This window comes from Paracoccus caeni, assembly GCF_016629665.1.
In the GTDB taxonomy this organism is placed as follows: Bacteria; Pseudomonadota; Alphaproteobacteria; order Rhodobacterales; family Rhodobacteraceae; genus Paracoccus; species Paracoccus caeni.
On record NZ_JAEPRQ010000010.1, the window covers coordinates 53753 to 70820 of the forward strand.

General features: G+C 62.0%; 16 protein-coding genes. 1 reads left to right on the forward strand and 15 read right to left on the reverse strand.

The window, feature by feature from the left end:
- Nucleotides 1–32: 32 nt before the first annotated feature.
- Nucleotides 33–881 (forward strand): IclR family transcriptional regulator, encoded by an 849-nt coding sequence (locus JJJ17_RS18520; RefSeq protein WP_200689133.1) that lies wholly within the window; start codon nt 33–35, stop codon nt 879–881.
- 6 nt (nt 882–887) lie between these two features.
- Here JJJ17_RS18520 and JJJ17_RS18525 read toward each other — a convergent pair whose 3' ends face one another.
- The 15 genes from JJJ17_RS18525 to JJJ17_RS18595 form a co-directional block, all read right to left on the reverse strand.
- Nucleotides 888–1490: a DAK2 domain-containing protein gene (locus JJJ17_RS18525; RefSeq protein ID WP_200689134.1), complete on the reverse strand. Its 603-nt coding sequence runs from the start codon at nt 1488–1490 to the stop codon at nt 888–890.
- Nucleotides 1487–2488, reverse strand: coding sequence for a dihydroxyacetone kinase subunit DhaK (locus tag JJJ17_RS18530; RefSeq protein ID WP_200689136.1), 1002 nt, complete (start codon nt 2486–2488; stop codon nt 1487–1489). The genes JJJ17_RS18525 and JJJ17_RS18530 overlap by 4 nt, the downstream gene beginning before the upstream one ends.
- Before the next feature lie 35 nt (nt 2489–2523).
- The gene (locus tag JJJ17_RS18535; protein ID WP_200689137.1) at nt 2524–4014 is read right to left on the reverse strand and encodes a tripartite tricarboxylate transporter permease; all 1491 of its coding nucleotides are present in this window, start codon (nt 4012–4014) and stop codon (nt 2524–2526) included.
- Between the two features lie 12 nt (nt 4015–4026).
- Nucleotides 4027–4551: a tripartite tricarboxylate transporter TctB family protein gene (locus JJJ17_RS18540; protein ID WP_200689139.1), complete on the reverse strand. Its 525-nt coding sequence runs from the start codon at nt 4549–4551 to the stop codon at nt 4027–4029.
- Nucleotides 4548–5507, reverse strand: a complete 960-nt coding sequence (locus JJJ17_RS18545; RefSeq protein ID WP_200689141.1) for a tripartite tricarboxylate transporter substrate binding protein — start codon at nt 5505–5507, stop codon at nt 4548–4550. Before JJJ17_RS18545 ends, JJJ17_RS18540 begins: the two co-directional genes overlap by 4 nt.
- 132 nt (nt 5508–5639) lie before the next feature.
- Nucleotides 5640–6485, reverse strand: coding sequence for a fumarylacetoacetate hydrolase family protein (locus JJJ17_RS18550; RefSeq protein WP_200689143.1), 846 nt, complete (start codon nt 6483–6485; stop codon nt 5640–5642).
- Nucleotides 6486–6555: 70 nt separating this feature from the next.
- Entirely contained in the window at nt 6556–7989 is a 1434-nt protein-coding gene (locus tag JJJ17_RS18555; RefSeq protein WP_200689147.1) for an FAD-binding oxidoreductase, read from the reverse strand.
- Nucleotides 7961–8716 (reverse strand): ABC transporter ATP-binding protein, encoded by a 756-nt coding sequence (locus JJJ17_RS18560; RefSeq protein ID WP_200689148.1) that lies wholly within the window; start codon nt 8714–8716, stop codon nt 7961–7963. The genes JJJ17_RS18555 and JJJ17_RS18560 overlap by 29 nt, the downstream gene beginning before the upstream one ends.
- A 4-nt stretch (nt 8717–8720) precedes the next feature.
- On the reverse strand, nt 8721–9866 hold the full coding sequence (locus JJJ17_RS18565) for an ABC transporter substrate-binding protein (RefSeq protein ID WP_200689149.1): 1146 nt from the start codon (nt 9864–9866) through the stop codon (nt 8721–8723).
- Nucleotides 9867–9894: 28 nt separating this feature from the next.
- Nucleotides 9895–11817 carry a branched-chain amino acid ABC transporter ATP-binding protein/permease gene (locus JJJ17_RS18570; protein WP_200689150.1) on the reverse strand — a complete coding sequence of 641 codons (1923 nt, stop codon included), beginning with the start codon at nt 11815–11817 and terminating at the stop codon, nt 9895–9897.
- 10 nt (nt 11818–11827) lie between these two features.
- Nucleotides 11828–12700 (reverse strand): branched-chain amino acid ABC transporter permease, encoded by an 873-nt coding sequence (locus JJJ17_RS18575; RefSeq protein ID WP_200689151.1) that lies wholly within the window; start codon nt 12698–12700, stop codon nt 11828–11830.
- Between the two features lie 443 nt (nt 12701–13143).
- The gene (locus tag JJJ17_RS18580; protein ID WP_234464196.1) at nt 13144–14016 is read right to left on the reverse strand and encodes a 4-hydroxyproline epimerase; all 873 of its coding nucleotides are present in this window, start codon (nt 14014–14016) and stop codon (nt 13144–13146) included.
- Nucleotides 14017–14070: 54 nt separating this feature from the next.
- Nucleotides 14071–14361, reverse strand: a complete 291-nt coding sequence (locus JJJ17_RS18585; RefSeq protein WP_200689153.1) for a hypothetical protein — start codon at nt 14359–14361, stop codon at nt 14071–14073.
- Nucleotides 14362–14419: 58 nt separating this feature from the next.
- Nucleotides 14420–14899: a hypothetical protein gene (locus JJJ17_RS18590; protein ID WP_200689154.1), complete on the reverse strand. Its 480-nt coding sequence runs from the start codon at nt 14897–14899 to the stop codon at nt 14420–14422.
- A 28-nt stretch (nt 14900–14927) separates the two neighbouring features.
- On the reverse strand, nt 14928–17015 hold the full coding sequence (locus JJJ17_RS18595; RefSeq protein WP_200689156.1) for a hypothetical protein: 2088 nt from the start codon (nt 17013–17015) through the stop codon (nt 14928–14930).
- Between the last annotated feature and the right edge of the window lie 53 nt (nt 17016–17068).

Consider the following 17068-nt stretch of genomic DNA (forward strand, 5'->3'; position numbering starts at 1 on the left):
TTCCGGACTGCAATTTCATTCCGGAGCTTACATTGCCACGATCTGAAACCCCCGCCCTTCCCGACAGCCCGGCTACGCCCGCCGTCAGCAAGCCCCCGCGTGGGGCCAAGGGATCGGATGACCACCTGAAATCTTTGGTCAAGCTGGTCAAGGTTCTGGAATGTTTCTCGACGACCGACCGTTCGCTGACGCTGGCCGATATCTGTCAGCGCACGTCCTTTCCCCGTTCGACCACGCATCGTTTGCTGGCATCGCTGCGCGAGGTGGGCTTTCTGGATCAGGACCGTGAACGCGACCGCTATAGGCTTGGCCTGAAGCTGTTCGAGCTTGGCAACACCGCGCTTGCGAACTTTGACCTGAACCGCGAGGCCGGGCCGCATGTGTCGGCGCTGCGCCGGATCAGCGGGCACAGCGTGCATCTGGCGATTTTCGACGGCTACCGGGCTGTGGTCATCAACCGCGCCGATCCGTCGCCCGAACTGGGTGGACCGATGTCGTCCACCTTCATTGAGAACGCCCCGGCCCATTGCACCAGCGTTGGCAAGGCGATCCTTGCCTGGCAGCCCGAAGAGGTGGTCGAAAAGTTGATTGAACGGGGCCTTCAACGCTTCACCGACAACACCATCCATACCGGCCCGCAGCTTCGTGAAGAGCTGGAAAAGATCCGCAGCCGTGGCTATTCGATCGACGAGGCCGAGCATCAGCCCGGCCTGCGCTGCATCGGCGCGCCGATCCGCAATCAGAACGGCAATGTCTTTGCCGGGCTGTCGGTATCGGGATCGGCATGGCAACTGCCCGTCGAAAACGTGCCAGAGCTGTCGAAGGTGGTGATTTTCCACGCCGATCAAATCTCGCGCAGTCTGGGATATTCTGCGGCCTGACAGGGTTCAGGCCGCCAGCGCCGCGACCAGCTTTGCAAAAGCCAGCATCCCCGGATCGTCGATGCCGATGCTTTTATCGGCGAACATCCGGGCACGGCCGACCTTGCAGGGAAGGTCGCGGAAGGTCGCAAGCGCCTGATCGGCCGCAGCCCTTGCCTGCGCACCTGCCGCAGCCGGGGTTTCGACCCCGTTCAGCGCCGTGGCGACCGCATCCAGCCCGTCCAGAACCGTCTTGTCGCCAAGGCTGGCCCCGCCGCGTTTCAGCATCGCATCGCGCGCATCGGCAAGCATCGGGGACAGATCCGACCATTCGGCACTTGGCGTGCCCTTGGTCGCCTTCGCCATGCTCGTCAGCGCGGTCGCCATCAGCGTGCCAAGGCTTGACCCAGTATTCGCCAACGCCGCCCGTGCCAGCGCCGCGAAGGCGGCGCCCAGATCGTCTTCCTGCGACAGATCCAGCGCCGCCATCCCGCCGATCACGCGGGCCAGCATACCGCCGGTATCGCCATCGCCCAGCACGGCATCGGCCTGATTAAGCTCTTGTTCCAACACAGCCATCGCGTCATGGGCGCGGGCGGTCGCGTCCTGAAGGGTTTGCGGGGTGATCATCGACGGACACTCCAAAACGGGCAATCCGCTGGATCGCGCAGCAGATCCTCTAACTGCTCATCCAGATGGAACAGGCTGATCGATGCGCCTGCCATTTCCATCGAGGTGACATAGGGGCCGATCATTGGCTGAACAATCTGCAAGCCTTCCTGATCCAGCCGTTCCCGAACACGGCGATACAGGATGAACAGTTCCTCAACCGGCGTCGCGCCAAGGCTGTTCACCAGGACCGAGACCTTGCCGCCCGCATCCGCAGGCAGATCCGCCAGAAGCCGGTTCAGCATTTCATCGGCCAGTTGGTCGGCAGGCATCATCTGCGTGCGCCAGATGCCCGGTTCGCCGTGAATGCCCATACCCAATTCAATCTCGCCTTCCGGCAGGGTGAATGTCGGACGTTCAGCGCCCGGCACCTGACATGGGGCCAGCGCGACACCGATGGTGCGGACCCGGGCATTGGCGCGGGCCGTCACCTCGGTCACCTCGGCCAAGGCCGCGCCGCGTTCCGCAATCGCACCGGCAATCTTGTAGGCATACAGAATCCCCGCGACGCCGCGGCGCTTTTGCGCCTCTTCTGGGGCGGCGCTGGCGATATCGTCAGTGCCCAGAACCGTGGTCGTCTCGATCCCTTCGAAATCCAGCATCTCCGACGCCATCTCGAAGTTCATCCGGTCGCCGCCGTAATTGCCGAACAGCTTCAGCACCCCGGCACCACCATCCGCCGCCTTGATCGCGTCGATGCAGCTTTGCACGTTCGGGCCTTCGAAGACATTGCCGACGGAACAGGCGTCCAGCAACCCTTGCCCGACATAGCCGCAAAACAACGGCAGATGGCCGAAGCCGCCGCCGGACACGACGCCGACCTTGCCTTTGCGCGCACCTTCGGCGCGGGCGATGACGCGGCCTGCAGTGCCGGTGCGGATCATCGCCGGATGGGCGGCGACCAGCCCGTCCAACGCCTGATCGACATAATCGCCGGGTCGGTTGATCAGTTTTTTCATATCATGTTCCCCAGATTGGCAGAATTTGGACGTGCTCAGGCGGCAGCCTTGGGCCGCAAAAGCCGCAATAGGCGCAGCACAAGCGGCAGACCCCACAGCAGGATCACCACGGCGCCCAGACCGGCCGCGATCGGGCGGCTGAAAAACGCGGTCAGATCGCCGCGCGCGATAATCATCGATGTCAGGAAGTTCTGTTCCAGCAGCGGTCCCATCACGATGCCCAGAATGACCGGCGCAATCGGGAAATTCGCGCGGTGGAACACATAGGCCATCAGGCCAAACCCACCCATCACCAGCACGCCGAACATCGAATTGTTCACCGCATAAGCGCCGACAAGGCAGAAGATCACGATGGCCCCGTTCAGATAGGCGCGAGACACCCGAAAGATCGAATTGGCAGTGCGAACAGCCAGCCAGCCGAATGGGATCAGCAGCAGGTTGGCGATCAGAAAGATCAGCATCACCGCATAGAAATTCTCGGGGTTCTGGGTAAACAGTTGGGGACCGGGGTTCAGCCCCTTCATGAACAGGATACCCACCGCAATCGCCGTCACCGCATCGCCGGGGATGCCGAAGACCATCGCGGGAATCCACGCCGATGACAGGGCGGAATTGTTGCTGGCCCCTGCCTCGACCAGACCTTCGGGATGGCCTGTGCCGAATTTCTGCGGCGTGCGGGAAAACCGCTTTGCCATCGCATAAGAAATCCACGCGCCCAGATCGCCGCCCGCACCCGGCAATGCGCCAACGGCGGTGCCGAACAGCGAACCGCGCCACAGATTGACTCGATATTGCCGCAGGATCTTGCCGACGCCCGAGAAGGGATTTCGGATCTTGGCGTTGCTGACCAGATTTTCCTGACCCGGCTGATAGCGCAGCAATTCCCCAATCGCGAACAGCCCGATCATCGCCGGAACGAAGGACAGCCCGCCCATCAGCTCGACACTGCCGAAGGAAAAGCGCGGCGCGCCGGTCAGCGGGTCCATTCCGATGGTGGAAATCGCAAGCCCCAGAAACAGCGCCAGCAGCCCCTTGATCGGCCCGCCAGAGCTGATCAGCGCCGCGCAGGACAGCCCAAGAATCGCCAGCCAGAAATATTCAAAGCTGGAAAAGCGCAGCGCCACCTTGGCCAGCATCGGCGCGATGAAAGCCAGAACCAGAAAGCCCACGATTCCGCCGATACAGGACGCGACGATGGAAATTCCCAAAGCCTGCGCGCCCTGACCCTTCTTGGTCATCGCATAGGCTTCGTCGGTATAGGCCGCAGATGACGGCGTGCCGGGGATGCGCAACAGCGCGCTTGGGATATCGCCCGCCGTGATCGCCATTGCCGTGCAGGCGATGACCGTGGCGATGGCCGGGATTGGATCCATGTAGAAGGTGAACGGCACCAGCAGCGCCGTTGCCATTGTCGCGGTCAGACCGGGAATCGCGCCCACGAACAGCCCGAACAGGCAGGCGATCAGGATCGTCACGATCGTTTCGAAGTTCAGGACAAGCGCAAGCGCCTGCATCATCGTATCCATTGCCAGCCCTTCCTAGAATGGCAGTCCGGCCAGCAGGCTGCCGCGTGGCAGCGGAACCCGCATCAGATTTGAAAACAGCACATAGGTCAGCATGGTGACCGACAGGGCCAGAATTGCGGCGTAGATCCAGCGCGCCCCGCCCGCCAGCGTCACCGCCAGCGAATAGAGGAACGAGACGACGACAAAGCCCAGATAGTCGGCCAGCCAGACGACCGCGACCAGCCCGCCCATCAGCACGATGGCGAAGGGCAGTGAGCCGCGCTCAACCTCGCCCTCGGTCACGTTACCGTCGCGGCGATAGCGTTGGAACGCCGTCAGCGACAGGACGGCGCCGAAGATCAGAAAGATCGCGCCGCACAGCATCGGCATCAACCCCGGCCCGACAATGGTGCCGGGCACCATTGCCGGAAATGCCCCCGACGCGACGATCAGCCCCGCGCCCCCGACCGCATAGGCCAAACCCAGGGCCACGTCCAAAAGCGGCGGCGACGGCACGTCCGGTGGTGGCAGCAGGTCGTCTTCGTCCTGAAGGCTCATTCCGCCACCAAACCCGCCGCTTTCAGCGCATCACCGAACTGGGTGTCACGTTCCGCAAGATAGGTGCCGAACGCATCGCCGCCTTCGAACGCGATGGTGAATTGGCGCGACGCCATGAATTCCTTGTATTCATCAGATGCCACGATCTCTTCCAGCGCGGCGGATAGGCTGTCCACGACCTCTTGCGGCATGTCCTTGGGCCCCGCCAAGCCGCGCCAGCCGCTGATCGAGACATTGACATCGGATGCTTCGGCTACGGTCGGCACGTCGGGATAAGACGGTTCGCGTTCGTTGTTCAGCGTCGCCAGCGGACGGATTTCACCGGCATCCATCAGCGCGCGGGCTTCGGGAAACTGCACGATCGCAGCCTGAATGGCGCCCGAGGTCAGCAGTTGCAGCGCAGGTGCTGCACCTTCGCTTGGCACCCAGAATGCCTGCGATCCACCCGCTTCTGCGACCAATGCGGCATAGGCCAGATGGTTGACGCCACCCTGATTGGCCCCGCCAGCAGGGATCGCCGATGCGTCTTCGCGCAGCGCATCGACCAGATCCTGCAAGCTTTCATAGGGCGAATTCTGCGCCACGAAGATCCCGCCGAAATCGGCGTTGAAAAGCCCGATCGGGGTGTAATCCTGATACGAGACCGGCGACTGGCCCAGCCAATGGAACATCGACAGTTCGGTGGTGATATTGCCCAGCGTGTAGCCATCGGGCTTGGCATTCGCGATCTCGGTATGGCCGATGACCGATCCGCCACCTGCGCGGTTCACCACATTGATCGGCTGGCCCAGCTTTTCTTCCAGCAGGGTTGCCACGATCCGCGCGGTCGCATCGGACCCGCCGCCTGCGCCCCACGGCACGATCAACGTGATCGGACGATCCGGATAATCCTGTGCCGAGGCGGAAACGGCGAACAGGCCCAGCGTGGCGGTGGCGATAAGAGTGATGGCTTTCATGGTTCCTCCCCAGGAATTTTCGCAGGTTAAGGCAGGGCAGCGCCCTATCTTGACCGTATATTGGGTTGATATCCCGGATATCAGGATTACGTCAATCGATTCCGGTCAATCACCGACCGAAAAGACAGGTTTTCACCCGAAAGCGCGAACCTGCTGACGCTGTTGACCAAGCCCGGAAATGCCCAGTTCGACCCGATCCCCGGCACGCAGATAGGCCGGAGGTGTCATTCCCATGCCAACGCCAGCGGGTGTGCCGGTGGTGATGACGTCGCCCGGCAGCAGGCAGAAGAAACGGGACACATAGGCGATGATCTCGGCCACCGGGAAGATCATTTTCGACGTCGTGCCCTGTTGGCGGCGGGTGCCGTTGTGATCCAGCCAGATGTCCAGATTCTGCACATCCGCGACCTCGTCCGCGCTCACCAGCCACGGCCCCAACGGCCCAAAGCTGGGGCAGCTTTTGCCCTTGATCCACTGCCCGCCATGTTCAAGCTGAAAGCTGCGCTCGGACACGTCATGGCAGATGCAATAGCCCGCCACGTAGTCCAGCGCCTCATCCAGACCGACGCGATAGGCGCGGCGCGAAATGACGAAGGCCAGCTCGGCCTCCCAGTCGGTTTTTTGCGACCCTTCGGGCAAGATGATGTCGTCGTCCGGCCCGCTGATCGACGATGTTGCTTTGGAAAAGACGACCGGCTCGGTGGGCGTAGGCACGCCGCTTTCCTCGGCATGATCTGCATAATTCAGACCGATCGAGATCAGGTTGCCCACCGCGCCGATGCAGGGACCAAGCCGGGGCTTGCCTTCAACCAAAGGCAGGCTTTCGGGGTCCAGCGCACGCAAGAGGTCAAGCCCTTCCGGCGACACAGTGGCGCCGGTGATGTCCGAAATCACCGCCGACAGATCGCGGATATTGCCCGCGTTATCAAGCATTCCCGGCTTTTCCATCCCCATGGGGCCATAGCGCAAAAGTTTCATCGATTGTCCTTTCCAATCCGGCGCCACGAAGCATCGCACGCCTGTCGCAGAAGATGCCGTCGCAGCGAAATCAAAGCGGCGGCAGAACCTTTCCGGGGTTCAGAATACCTTCGGGATCCAACAAAGCCTTCAACCCGCGCATCAGATCCACCGCTGTTACGCCATGTTCGGCGGGCAGGTATTTCGACTTACCCATGCCGATGCCGTGTTCGCCCGAACAGGTGCCGCCCAGCCGCAAGGTGCGCTGGATCAGGCGTTCATTCAGCTCTCTGGCTTGTGCCAGCTCGGCCGGATCTTCGGGATCGATCAGGAAGCTCATATGGAAATTGCCGTCGCCCACATGGCCCAAGGCCGCAGCGGGGAAAGACACGCCCTGCGTATCCTGCCGGGTCTCACCAATGCATTCCGCCAGAGCCGAGATCGGCACGCAGGCATCCGTTCCCCAGATCCGCGCGCCGGGGCGTTGGGCAAGCATGGCATAGTGAAATTCGTGCCGCGCCCGCCACAAAGCCGCGCGTTCATCGGCGTCCTTGGCCCAATGCCAACCGCTACCGCCATTGCCGACGGCCAGCGCCTGCACCGTTTCCGCCTGCTCGGCCACGCCGCCGTCCGATCCGTGGAATTCGAAGAACAGCGTTGGCGTGCAGGCATGGGTCATGCCGGTGAAATCCCTGACCGCGCGCATGGCGACATCGTCCAGAAATTCCATCCGTGCCACCGGGACGCCGCATTGGATCGTCTCGATCGCAGTGCGGATCGCGGCTTCGGTATCCGGGAATGAACAGACGGCGGCACTAACCGCTTCGGGGATGCCATAAAGGCGCAGCGTCACTTCGGTAATGATGCCAAGCGTGCCTTCGGATCCGATGAACAGCCGGGTCAGATCATAGCCTGACGACGATTTCCGCGCCCGGCTGGCCGTGCGGACCACGCGGCCATCGGACAGAACCACGGTCAGCGAAATGACGTTTTCCCGCATCGTGCCGTAGCGGACGGCGTTGGTTCCCGATGCCCGCGTCGCGGCCATTCCGCCCAAGGTGGCCTCGGCCCCTGGATCGACGGGAAAGAACAGGCCGGTATCGCGCAGGGCGATATTCAACTGCTGACGGGTCACGCCCGCCTGCACCGTCACATCCAGATCCTCGGCCCGGACCTTAACGATCTTGTCCATGCGGGACAGATCGACGCTGATGCCACCATGCAGGGCGGCGACATGGCCTTCCAGCGAACTTCCCGCGCCATAGGGGATCACCGGCACCCGCGCATCGCGGGCGGCGGACAGGATGAACGAGACCTCATCCGTGGACAGCGCATAGCAGACCGCATCGGGCGGATGGCCGGGATGCCAGCTTTCGTCATGGCCGTGGGTGTGCCGATCAGAGACCGAGGTCGTCACCCGGTCGCCCAGACGCCCCCGCAACAATTCGACCAGCGCTGCGACAGCTTCGGATGTCGGGCGCAGCGACACTTGCGGATCAGGCGCCAAGATAGGTCTGACGGACATAGTCATCCTCGATCAGCTTTTCCGCGTCACCTTCCAGCGCAACGCTGCCGTTTTCCAGCACATATCCGTAATCCGACACCGACAATGCCGCATAGGCGTTCTGTTCGACGATCATCACCGTCCGCCCGGTATCGGCGATACGGCGGATATCATTGAACATTTCGGTCGTCAGCTTGGGCGACAATCCCATCGATGGCTCATCCAGCAACAGCACCTGCGGCTGCGCCATCAGACCGCGCGCAATGGCCAACATCTGCTGTTCGCCGCCCGACAGAACGCCGCTCAGATGATTGGCCTTCTTTTCCAGAACCGGAAACAGCGAAAACACCTCATCCAGAATTCGCGCTGTCCCGGCTTTGTCGCGGCGGCGGGGATAGCTTCCGACTTCAAGGTTTTCGCGCACCGTCATCACACCAAAGATGCGGCGGCGCTGCGGCACGCAGGTAATCCCGCGTGCCGCGATGGATTGGACGCTTTCTCCGGCGATGGATTTCCCATCCAGAAGAACGTCGCCCCGCGCAGGCTTCAGCCGTCCGACGATCAGGTTCAGCGTCGTGGACTTACCGGCGCCATTCGCGCCGATCAGGGCCACGACCTGATTTTTCTTCACCTGAACCGACATATCGAAAAGGATTTGAACCTTGCCGTAATAGGCATCGGCATTCGACACTTTCAGCATCGTTTCCGCCGAGCTTTCGGCCAAGACATCTGTGCGGGTTGCAAGCATAGATCTATTCCGACTTATCGAACTTGACCACGGTCAGCATCGCTGGCTGGCCGTCGCGGATTTCGACGATATTGGTCTGATGATTGCAATCGCCGGTCGCTGTGCAGGAATAATCGGCCAGCAAGCCATCATATTCGATCTTCGACAGTGCATCGCGGATCGCAGCAGGTTCCAAGCTGCCGGCATCATTGATAGCCTGCGCCGCCAGACGCAGCGAGTCGTAATAGGTCGCCGCGTAAAGCTCTGGCTCTTCGTTATAGGTCTCGCGGTATTTCGCGACGAATGCCTGCACGTCGGCGTCTTCGTTATCGGCGATGAAATCGCTGGCTGAAATCACGCCCTCGGCTGCGGGGCCTGCCAGTTCGATGAAGGTCGGCTGGCTCAGCGAGGTCGAGCCTGCGAATTTCATCCCCAGATTATATTGCTGCGCCTGCCGGATGATCAGCGCCGATTCCTGATCGTGGGTCCACAGGATCACCAGTTCCGCCCCTGCTGCTTTCAGCGTGTTCAACTGCGCCGAGAAATCCGTGTCATGCGGATTGTGGCTTGCGACCGAGACAGGCTCGACCCCCGCCGCTTCCAGCGCGGCCAGAACCCGTTCGGATCCGCCTTTGCCGAAATCGTCGTGGATATAAAGAACGCCGATCTTCTCAACGCCCAGATGTTCCAGCGCATAGGTCACCAGCGCCTGTGCCTGAAGGTTGTCGTTGCCGCGGATGCGGAAGACGTATTCGCAACCCTGTTCGGTCACCGGCACCCCGCTGGCCCCGGTGATCGAAATCAGCGTGCCATCGCAGTAGTTCTTCATCGTCGCCAATTGCGCGACCGAGAAATGCGGCCCCAACACGACCGGAACCCGGTCGGAATCCTTCAGCTTGCTCATCGCGTTCAGAGCGAAGTTGGGGTTGTCGCCCTGATCATCGGCAAAGATGACATCGACCGGCTCGCCCAGCACGCCGCCTGCTGCGTTCACCTCTGCAATCGCCATGCGAACGCCTTGCTGGAAGTGATGGCCCAGCAGCGCACGCGGCCCGGTCATCGGCGCAGACGCGCCCAGCATCGTATCAGCCGCCGCAATCCCCGCGCCGAAGACGACCAGTGCCGCTGCACAGGTCAGGTCGCGAAGCTTTCGTTTATCCTGATTCACCATTGGTCTTATCCTCCCTGTTTCAGACCATTCAGTTCGTTATCGGATTGGCCGGGCCGGTCATGTCTGGCGCGGGCGTCTTGGCAGGTCGCCTGCGTTCCACCTTGCCGCCCAGATAGGCGTCCACGACCACCGGATCGCGCGCGACACTTTCCGCGCTGCCTTCCGCAATCTTTTCGCCAAGGTTCAGCACCGTGATCCGGTCACACATTTCCACGACCAGCTTGATGCGGTGTTCGACGACCAGAATGGTCATGCCCTTGTCGCGCAGATCCTTCAGGATCTCGGCCAGCTCCAGGATCAGACCGCCGCGCAAACCCGCGCCCGGTTCATCCAACAGCAAAAGACGCGGCTTGTTGACGATGCCCCGCGCGATTTCGACCAGACGGCTTTGCCCGAAGGACAGATCGCTGGCCGGACGGTCCGCCAGATGCCGGATGCCGACCAATGACAGCGCCTCCAACGCCGCCACGCGCGCTTCGTCTTCCGCGGCATTGGCTGACCGTGCGCCGAAAGTGGAACGAAGCACATCTAAATCCCGCGTTGCGGGATGGGCGATCATGACGTTTTCCAGAACCGTCATCGATCCCCAGACCCGCACGTTCTGGAAAATCCGCGAAATCCCAGCCGCATGGACATTCCACGCGGGCTGTCCGGAAATCTCTTTCCCCTCCAGCATGATCCTGCCGGAAGTGATCGGCGCGATCCCCGAAATGGCGTTGATCATCGTGGATTTGCCCGACCCGTTCGGCCCGATCAGGCCCAGAATCTCACCCTGCTGAACGGTGAAGGACACGTCTTTCAGCGCAACGACGCCGCCGAACTTCTTGGACGCATTTTCGACCGACAGCAGCGTGCCGCGTGCTTCGGGCGCAGGTGCCGATTTGGCGCGGGCTTCGCGTTCCGCACGCAACCGTTCGGCAACGGCAACGGCACGCGCATCCTCGGCCTCTTGATCTTCGGCCTTGAACTGTTTGACCGGCTGGTCTGCCTGCGATTTGCGCGCCTCAGGCAGCCACGGGGCCAGCACCCAATCGGCGATGACGCCCATACCGCGCGGCACTGTCAGCAGGATCACCACAGTCCCAAGGCCGAACGCGGCCAGATAATATGTCTCGATCCCGCGCAGCATTTCAGGCAGGCCGGTGACGACCAAGGCACCAAGGAACGTGCCACCGATCGAGCCCAGACCGCCGATCACCACCATCAGCACCATCCGGATGCTTTCGAACAGCGCGAAGTTGTTGGGCGAGATGAAGCCGAAGGTCAGCACATACAGGCTGCCGCCAATCGCCCCGGCGATGCTGCACAGCACGAAGGCCAGCACCCGGACCCGGCGCGAATTGACGCCCATCGTTTCGGCAGCCAGATCATCGTCGCGGATCGCGCGCATCCGGCGCCCGAAGGTGGTCCCATACATGCGGATCGCCAGCGCATAGATCAGCACAGCGATAATCAGCAATGGCAGGTAAAGCTGTTGGCTGACGGTCGTGCCCAGCATCGGCACCCGCAGAACCGGAATGTCGCGCAGACCGAACGGCCCGCCGGTCAGCCAGCTTTCGTTCAACACGACGACACGGAAAATCTCGTTCAGCGCCAAGGTGGTGATGGCAAGGTAATGGCCCTTGATCCGCATGGACAGAAGCCCAAGCCCCGCCCCTGCCAGCCCGGTGATGACGATTGCCGCAGGCATGGCCAGCCACCACGGCCAGCCCAGAACGGTCATGGTCAGCCCAGTCGAATAGCCGCCAACCCCCATCAACGCCGCCTGACCCAAAACGATCAGGCCGGTGATGCCGGTGGCGATGGTGATGCCAAGCGCGGCGATGGCGTAGATGAAGGACAGGTTCAGCACCTGCAGCACGTAAGAGTTCGCACCCAGAAACGGCGGCAGCGCTAGGGCGATCAGGAAAACGGCAAGCAGAACCTTGCGGGCGGTCATGGATACGGTCATGGCAACCCCCTTAGGCGCGATCGGCATTGGCTTCGGGGATCAGCCCTTCGGGCCGGATCACTAGAAAGATCAGCAGAACAAGAAAGGCGATGGCGTCCTTGTAAGTGGCTGAAATCAGGAAGGCCGCCGTGTTTTCCGAAAACCCCAGCAACAGCCCGCCAAGGATCGCGCCGGGGATCGATCCGAACCCGCCGATGATCATTGCGACAAAGCCCTTCAGGCCGACTAGTGTCCCCATCTCGGTCGTGACGAAGAACAGGGGCGCCATCAGGATACCCGCAATCGCCGCCAGAACGCAGGCATAGGCGAAGGTTCCTGCAAGCACCGCATTGACCGGAATCCCCATCAGCGCCGCCGTTTCCCGATCCAGCGCCGTCGCCCGCATCACCTTGCCCAGCATCGAATAGCGCAGCACCAGATACTGCCCAACCATGATCGTGATCGCGACGCCGAAGATTAGGATCTGCTGATAGGTAATCATCACCCCGCCCAGCGACACTGCACCCTGCCCGAACGGGCCGTCGTAATAAAGCGGTTGCGGACCATAGATGATCCGCGCCAGTTCCTTCAGAAACAGCCCAAACCCGACGGTCGAGATGATCGCGACGAAGACCCGCTGATTTTGCAGCCGAGCGAACACAATCCGCGAGAAAGCAGCCCCAAGCGCGGCCATCACCGCCGCAGCAAAGAAGGCCGCCAGAAGAAAGTTCAGATTGAAGCCGTTGATGAATGTGGCGACGAAGATGAACGCGGAAAACGTGACGAACTCGCCCGCGGCGAAGTTCACGATATTCATCGTTTTCCAGACGAACGCATGGCCCAACGCCACAAGGGCATAGATCGCCCCCATCGCCAAGCCACTGACAATTACCTGCGCAAGCACTCAAGCCCCTCCCTGATGTCCACGCCAAGCTCTCCCCCTAGCGTGGTCGATCTTAAATCCCACATATCGGGATTTATAACCTTATAGTGGACAGTAGGGGGAAAGCTTTGACGCTGTCAAGGAAAGTTGTGGGGGCGAGGGCAGATCAAGAATACGCAGCCAGAACAGGACGTTTTGCCCGGTCAGGCCCGAAAATACGCAACCGAGGGGCGATATTTTTAACTGCTAACAAGGAGAAACGACATTCACCGCCCTCAGACCGAAGTTGTTCGGGGCGGTGATGGATAAGATTCGCGCGATACTTTTGCCAGATATTTCTGGCCTTCAGCCGATCTGAAAACCTTTATATAGCGGATCGCGGTCATCGACGGAAATCGTGTTGTGGCCGGTGATCCTTGCCTAGGCGCCCAGGCTGGCGCGGATACCCTGATAGGCGCCGATCATCACTCTTCTTCGACCCGGCCATCGAAAACGGTGCCGATCAGGCTTTCGTTGCGATAGCGGCCACCGACCGCAAGGCGGCCCTTGCCGTGCACTTGCGACATCCGGGCCGAGGTGCCAGTTCCGCCGGGTGAACGATCGATGGCTTTTTCGCCAAAGAACACCGCGCCGCGTCCGTCGGCATCGCCTTTTGGGACATCGCACCAGATCGCGTGATGCACGCCGCGGATTCGGTCGTCTTCGGGATGGACCGGTTCGATCAATTCGGCCAGAGCGGCGCGCAGTTTCTGACTGAATTCGACGATATCCGAAGCGCTCATATCCAGATCAACCCAATTCTGCTGGGGTTCGATCACCGCATAGAAATTGCCACCATAGGCGATATCCACCACCAACTGGCGAACCCTTTCGAGCTCGACCGTCAGATCAGCGGCGTGCAAATAGCTTGCGACGTTGAACGGGCGCACTTCGGCCACTTTGTCTCCGTCCATGCGATAATCTACATCGACCCTGCCTCCCGGAGTTTCCAGCGACAGTCGGCCCGGCACGCGCGGCGTCACCAGACCCTCTTCGATCAGCACGGTGGACAGACAAATCGTGCCCGCGCCGCACATCGGCAGGCAGCCGCTGACCTCGATAAAGACTACTGCAACGTCGCAATCGTCGCGCCAGGGCGGGTAGAAGATCGCGCCCGACATGACATCATGACAGCGCGGTTCGAACATCAGCGCGGTGCGGATCCAGTCGTGGTCACGCACGAAGAGCGCGCGACGCTCGGCCACAGGCAGATGCGGCAGCAAGGGGCCGCCGCCCACCACAACCCGGACCGAATTGCCGCAGGCGTGGGAATCGATGCAGAAGAACGTCTTTCTCATGGTTTCCTCAGAGCCGGTGCGCGCCGGTATCGGAGCCTGCGCGAGCAGCCGAGCTTACCTCTCACCACATCGGTAAAACCCCTCATAGCTTTCCCGGGAGCCGCCGTAGTCGATGCAGAGTCCCTGCTGGTCGAGTTGGGCCTTATATTGCCGGGCGTCGTTACAGGCGGAAAGGTGGCGGCCGCCTGGGTCAATATCCGCACAGGCTAGAAAGCTTGTCGTGAAGCGGTCGACGAGGCGCATCTGACTTTTGCTGATCGTCCCGCCGCCGGTGAGGGCGTAGGATCCGGCGCCGATCACGGCGATGGCAGCGATGCCTGCGGCGGTAAGGTATCTGCGGTTCATGCTGTTCCTTTCTGAAGCCGCCGAGCATTGACCGACGGATTTCTCGGTTGTGCAGTGCTCAGCCGCGGATCAGGGCGGCGAAGGTCTCGAAGCGATCGGTGGTGGTGGCCCGGTAGCCGAGGCTGCTCGCTGCCGAGAACGGATCATCGATGGTCGTGAGTTCCGGATGGCAGGCGCGCAGATACATGGTGGTGATCATGGTGGTCGCCCCGACCGGCGTGACCAGATCGAGGGCGGTGTAGCTGGCATCGCCGTTCATGAAGGCGGGACGTGCGGTGCTGCAAAAGAACTGCACCGGGCTCGGCTCTTCCCAGTCAAGTTCTGCCATCGGCGTATCCGGGCTGCCCGACACCGCCGACCGCAACGTGACCCGCACCAGATCGCCCGGCACTGCTGCGCTGCCCTGGCCGACGATCTGCCGGTCGCTTTGGTCATAGTGGATGCATTCGCCCATCTGACAGCGAGCGAGATAGGGATCGGCCCGCGCGGGAAGGGCAGTTGAGGCGGAGAGAATTGCGGCAAGGGCAAGGAGCTTCATTTGGGGTCTCCGGATTGGCAGGGGGTTCTCAGTTGGCGCATTGCAGGGGCTCATTCAGACACAGACCGAGGGTTCGGGCGTCATTCGGGTCCAGTCCGGCGCGCAAGGCGCCCTCCGACAGGGTGATGTCCGAGATGCGCCAAAGCCCGGCACTGTCGGTCTCGCTCAGCGTGGCCGAGACCGCGCCGACGTAATCGGAGGCGGGATTGCGGAACGACAGCTCATAGGTCTTGGTCGAGAACAGCCCGCCTTGCCGGGTCAGCTGCATCTGGATCAGCGGATCGCAGAGTGCCTCACGCACCGGGACGCTGTTGCCAAGGCTGATCTCGATCTGTCCGTCGCGCAATGCGTCGGGCGCCTTGCCGCTGTCGAAGAGGGCCTCGCAGACCTCGTCACGGTAATCTTGCTGGTATCGTTGCGACATCTCCTGACAGGCGGATCTGAGATCGCCAAGCCACGCCTGGTCAGCTGGATAGTGCCGGCAGGTCAGGATCAGCGCCCGATCCTCGTCCATGGGGTCAAGATCGGCAAAGACCTCCTGCAACCGCGTGGCCTCAGCTTCCAGAACCCGATCACGCTTCTGGGTGATCTGCGCCTCAGCTGCTGCGCGGGCCTCGCCAAGTTCGGTCAGGGCGGGTGCAAAAACCGCACTGGTCGTCAGGTTCGCGTAATCGGGCAGGATCGCGTAGCCTTGGGCCGAGACGGCGTCTTCAAAGCTGTCACCGGCAGCCTCGGCGCGGGCGAGATCGGCGGCAATCTGGTTCTGGCCCGCCACCAACAACATCGGCGCGACGCGTTCGTGACAGGCCCGGACCAGCGCCTCGTGGAACGCCCTCTCAGACGCGAAGCTGCCCAGTGTCGTCTCGCGCAGACAATGCTCCTGCATCTGCCAGAGTTCTGCCGACGGATCGAGGCGCGCTGCCAGTTCCTCTGCCAGCACCGGGATCGCGTCTTGCCGCATCTTCGCGATGACCGGTTCGGTGATGGCGCGCACATCTTCCGGCGAGAGATCGCTGTCGCGCAACCCGCTCGGATCGAAGGCCAGCCAGTCATGGGCGCGATAATCCTCAAGGGTAACTGGCACGGCTGCCAGCTCGGCGATAGCTGTGCGCAGCTTTTCCATGCCCGCGATCCGGGCCTCTGCGCGCGGCCAGACCTGCGCCAGCATCGCCTCGTAGCGATCGCTCTCACAATCCTTCGACAGGGCGATGCTGGCTTCAGCAAAATCGCGGGTCCAGTGTTCGAGCGGCAGGCCCGAGGCGATCTCGATCAGGCTTTCCTCGCCGATCATGACGTAGTTTGGCGACATGGTATTAGTGCTGACCCCGTCGACGACCGCGCAGAAACGTGCCGGATCGGTTTCAGCCATGCCGGTCACATCACGTCCCGCGATCATCAGCGCGACCGCGCGCGTCTCCTGCGCGCGCAGCAGCAGCTTTGTGTCGTCGCTGCCGCGCGAGGCCAGCCAGTAATCGCGCAGGCCCGGCAGCAACGCCGCCGCGGCATCACCGTCAATCTCACCGGCCAGGTCCTGAACCTCGTCGGCCATGCGCTGCACCATCTCCTGCAAGCCGTGCTGCACGGCTCGCGGCGCCGTCTGCCGATCAAGTGGCGGCAGCAGGACTGGCGGTGGCAGATCGTCTGCCGCTACGCGCGCCGCTGCGACATCGCCGGGCGCGGTGCTGCCGCTGTCGAGCATCGACTGCACCGCATCGTAACGCGCCTCGGGCGTCGCAGCCGGGGTGAGGGCAAAGGCATCACAGTTCGGGATCGGATTGTGGTCGAAACCGGTCAGCGTCAGGGTCGGCGCCTCACCGTCGAGCCCGGCCATGACCGCTTTCGGATAGTTCGCGACATGCTCCAGCAGGACCGGCTCTCCCAGCAGATGCTGGGAGGGCAGATGCCAGTCCCGACCGCTGATCCGGTTCTTGTCGTCGCGCCAGAACATCTGCAGGTTCGGCTCATCGGCCGGCGCGATCTTCAATTCGATGATATGGGCACGTCCGTCGCAGACGACCCGCTGCGAGGTAAAATAGCGCGCGTCATCCGCAAGGGCAGGAAATCCGAGACAAAGCAGAGCGACGGTTCCAAGAAGTCTGGCGGCGGATGTGGTCATCGGCGATCCTTGCAAGGCATGGAGAAGCGCGCGTCACCCGCATGAAGCGCAGG